The sequence below is a fragment of the Microbispora sp. ZYX-F-249 genome, from assembly GCF_039649665.1.
Lineage (GTDB): Bacteria > Actinomycetota > Actinomycetes > Streptosporangiales > Streptosporangiaceae > Microbispora > Microbispora maris.
Genome location: NZ_JBDJAW010000105.1, coordinates 1 through 4,102 on the forward strand (window position 1 = coordinate 1; position 4,102 = coordinate 4,102).

Sequence of the window (4,102 nt, forward strand, 5' to 3'; positions counted from 1 at the left end):
TGGTGCCGTCGGAGTTCAGGCGCCACTTCTGGTTGTTCTGGCCGTTGCAGTCCCAGATGATCACGCTGGTGCCGTCGGCGGTGCCGCCGCCGTAGACGTCGAGGCACTTGTTGCCGTAGACCCGCAGCTCACCCGCGCTGGTCGAGGTCCACTGCTGGTTGGCCTGCCCGTTGCAGTCCCAGATCTGCGCCTGCGCGCCGTTGGCCTGCGAGGCGCCGTTGACGTCCAGGCACCGGCCCGACCCCACGCCGACCAGCGGCGTGGTCGCCGCGGCGGCAGGCGCCGACCAGGTCAGGGCGGTGGCCAGGAGGGTCGCCGGCGCCGCGACGACGGACACGACGACGGCCGCCCGGGAGCGCCGCCCGCGCGTCGCGCGGGCCCGTGGGGGAACGGATGGAGGTCGCATTGTCGTACTCCTTGGGGTAGGGCGTCGCGGGGCTCGCCCGGGGAAGGGGCGCGCTGGGGAAGGCGCGCGCGGCCCGACGGCTGTTCGGGACCGGCGTGAACGGCGGAGAGGCCGCTCGAAGCCGGTCCCTATAGGGGGGGCGAATCGATTCGATAGCGAACGAGCCCGTTGGGGACGGGAAGACGGCGGTGCACGGTGAAGCACATATGACGGGCGGACTCCCTGTCAAGGCTGGGTGTCGCCCGGCTGCCGGCCGGAAGCCCTCTCCGGTCCGGATGCCCTGCGGTTACGGCCGGTGCGCCCGATGAAACTTTCATCCGCCGGACTCGCGGGTTCACGCTCCGGCCGTGCCGCTGTGATCGAATCGGTTCAGGCCGCTGCCGTCACCGGCCGGAGGAGAAGAGACGCTGCTGGATCTCCCTGCGGTAGTCCTCGAGCGTGTTGTCGATGTGCGTCGCGGCGGCCTGCGCGGCGGTCTCGGGGTCGCCGGCGCGGATGGCCTGGTAGATGGCGTCATGTTCCTCGACGGCCTTGGCGGCGTGCCCGCCCACCGAGCCCCGCAGTCCGATGAGGCTCGACTGCGCCTGCAGCCGCCTGGCCTCCTGCACCGCGATCTGCAGGAACATGTTGTGCGAAGCCGTGGCGACGGCGGTGTGGAAGGTGTCGTCGCCCTCGTTGAACAGGTCCTCGCGCCCGGTCTCGAAGCCGTGGCGGCACACGCCCGCCGCGTCCTCGATGGCGCGCAGTTCGGCGGGGGTGGCGCGCCGGGCGGCCAGCCGGCTGGTCTCCATCTCCTGCGTCCGGCGGAACTCGAACAGCATGTAGACGTGGTCCAGGTCGGTCGGCAGGAAGAAGGACGCCCGGCGCCCGGTGCCGAGCATCCCCTCGTCGTCGGCCACGTACAGGCCGCGGCCCTTCTGGGCGCGGACCCGGCCGAGCGCGGAGAGTATCTTCACCGCCTCGCGCACGACGGTGCGGCTGGTGCCCAGCTGCCGGGCCAGGTCGTTCTCGGTCGGCATGCGGTCGCCCGGGCGCAGGCCCAGCCGGACGATCAACTCCAGCACCTGCTCCGCGGCCACCTCGTAGCCCGGCCGGTATCCGCTCTCGCGCGGGGTGTCGGTCACCGTGCGTCCTCCTCGCCGTTCCCTGGAAAGTATGACCGATCGAGGTCGACCGCCCGGAGGCCGCTCGACGTCCGATCAGTACGACACATCTGAATGATTCATTTGGGTCGGCCGGTGGGGGAGTGTGCGATCACGGACGTCATCGCAGGTCCGCTGAGGAAAACGGATAACCGCAGCCCGGACACCGGTGTGCGGGGTGTGAAATAAGTGGGCTTAAGGTCTTGACGGACATCAACGCTCCGATCGTAATGGGTAGCGAGGTCCCGGTCCGGCCACCTCCGCGGCCGGAGCACATGGGCGGGATGCGGAGGCACTTTCGCGGCATGGTCCGGCTGACCCCGGAGCCGGGATCGCACATTCGGCCGCCGTCGTACACCTCTGTCCGGCGACGGTCTCCACCTCGGGCGAGCGTCGTCCGCCCGAGGAGGAGGGCGTGACCTGACCACACCCCCTACCCCCCGAAGGAACCACCGTGCAGTCACCTTCACCCGCCACGGCGACGAGACCGGTCCTGACCGGCATCGTCGCGGCGGCGCTGGCCGCGGCGTTCGCCCTCGTCGCCCCGGCCACCCCGGCCCTCGCGGCCACCACGACCCTGTACGCGTCTCCCTCCGGCACCGGCACCGCCTGCACCTCCGCCCAGCCTTGCTCCCTGCCGGCGGCCCAGGCGGCGGTGCGGTCGCAGAACAGCGCCATGGCCGGTGACATCGTCGTCGAGCTCGCCGACGGCGTGTACCGGCAGACCTCCCCGCTGAGGTTCACCGCCGCCGACTCCGGCAACAACGGCTACACCGTCAAGTGGCAGGCCGCGGCGGGCGCCCGTCCCGTCATCAGCGGAGCCCGGGCGGTCACCGGATGGTCGCAGGCCGACCCCGGCAAGAACATCTGGCGTGCCGACGTCGGCACCGGGATCGAGACCCGGCAGCTCTACGTCAACGGGGCCCTCGCCACCCGGGCCCGCACCCAGCTGAACCGGGCCGACTTCACGGCGACCGGCACGGGGATGAGGTTCACCAGCTCCGCCCTGAACTACCTGAACAACCTCGCCGGCCAGAACCGGATCGAGCTGGAGAGCATCGGCTCGTTCACGGACCGGTACGTACGGGTGCAGAGCATCGGCGGGAACTTCATCACGATGCAGCAGCCCAGCTGGAACAACAACATCTTCGGGTACGACGTGTTCACCACCCCGCACCGGGCGGGGCCGCTCTACATCGAGAACGCCTACGAGTTCCTCGACTCGCCGGGCGAGTGGTACATCAACCCCGGCACCGGAGTGCTGTACTACATCCCCCTCACCGGGCAGAACATGAGCACCACCAATGTCGAGTTGCCCGTGCTGCAGTCCCTGGTGAACGTCGGGGGCACGTACGACGCGCCCGCGCACGACATCACGTTCAGCGGGATCACGTTCACCGGCACCAGCTGGCTCGGGCCGAGCAGCAACCAGGGCTTCGCCGACCAGCAGACCGGCGCCTACATCGCCGGCAACTGGAACTGGCCCGGCGACCTGCCGAAGTCCTGTCAGGAGGGCTGCCAGCAGTTCGAGGCGACCAGGCCGAACTGGTACCAGATGCCCGCGGCGGTGCAGGTCTCCGCCGCCAGGAACGTCACCTTCACCGACTCCCAGTTCGTCAACCTGGGGCAGACGGCGATCGGCATCGGCAACGACGCCAACGCGCACGCCAGTGGCGTCGGCCTGGGCGCGAGCGACATCACGGTCACCCGGTCCGAGATCGCCCGCAGCTCGGCCGGCGGCATCGTGGTCGGCGGCGTGCGAGCCGACGCCCACCACCCCACTGACCAGCGGATGGTCAACCGCAACATCACCGTCACCGACAACCGCATCCACGACCTCGGGCTGGACTACCGGGGCGTCGTCTCGGTCCTGACCACCTACGTCACCACCACCGACGTGTCCCACAACGAGGTCTACAACATGCCCTACACCGGCATGTCGATCGGCTACGGGTGGGGCGCCAACGAGCCCGGCGGCAGCACGCAGTACGCCAACCGAGGTCTGTACAACTACCAGCCGCGGTACACCACGCCCACCACCGCGTCGGGCAACAAGCTCGTCGGCAACTACGTGCACGACGTCATGCAGCAGATGACCGACGGCGGATGCATCTACACGCTGTCGTGGAACCCGAACGCGCTGATCAGTGACAACCACTGCCTGCGGACCAACGGCTGGTTCGGACTCTACTTCGATGAAGGCTCCAAGTACTACACGGTCAGGAACAACGTCTTCTCGAACACCGGCACCTGGGCCACCGCCAATTACTGGGGCGGTGAGAACATGGGCAACTTCACCGTCACCGGCAACTGGTCGACCAACGGCAGCACGAACATCACCAATGGCGACCGCGGCAACGTCGTCAACAACAACGTGACCGTCACGAATGGCAACTGGCCGTCGGGCGCTCAGGCCGTGATGGCGTCCGCGGGGCCGCGGAACGGCACGTCTCCCTCTCCGTCGCCTTCTCCGTCGTCCCCCTCGGGGAGCACGAGCGCGCTCAAGGGTGTGGGGTCGGGCCGGTGCCTGGACGTGAACGGCGCCTCGCAGGCC

At 69.3% G+C, this 4,102-nt stretch carries 3 protein-coding genes; 1 reads left to right on the top strand and 2 read right to left on the bottom strand.

Annotation, left to right across the window (positions count from 1 at the left end):
• On the bottom strand, positions 1–406 hold a 406-nt coding region (locus AAH991_RS39820), incomplete at its 3' end, for an RICIN domain-containing protein (RefSeq protein WP_346231140.1).
• Between the two features lie 383 nt (positions 407–789).
• The gene (locus tag AAH991_RS39825; protein WP_346231141.1) at positions 790–1,530 is read right to left on the bottom strand and encodes a FadR/GntR family transcriptional regulator; all 741 of its coding nucleotides are present in this window, start codon (positions 1,528–1,530) and stop codon (positions 790–792) included.
• Between the two features lie 472 nt (positions 1,531–2,002).
• Between AAH991_RS39825 and AAH991_RS39830 the strand changes: the two genes are divergently transcribed.
• Positions 2,003–4,102, top strand: a 2,100-nt coding sequence (locus AAH991_RS39830; protein ID WP_346231142.1) for a right-handed parallel beta-helix repeat-containing protein, incomplete at its 3' end; no start/stop codon positions are given.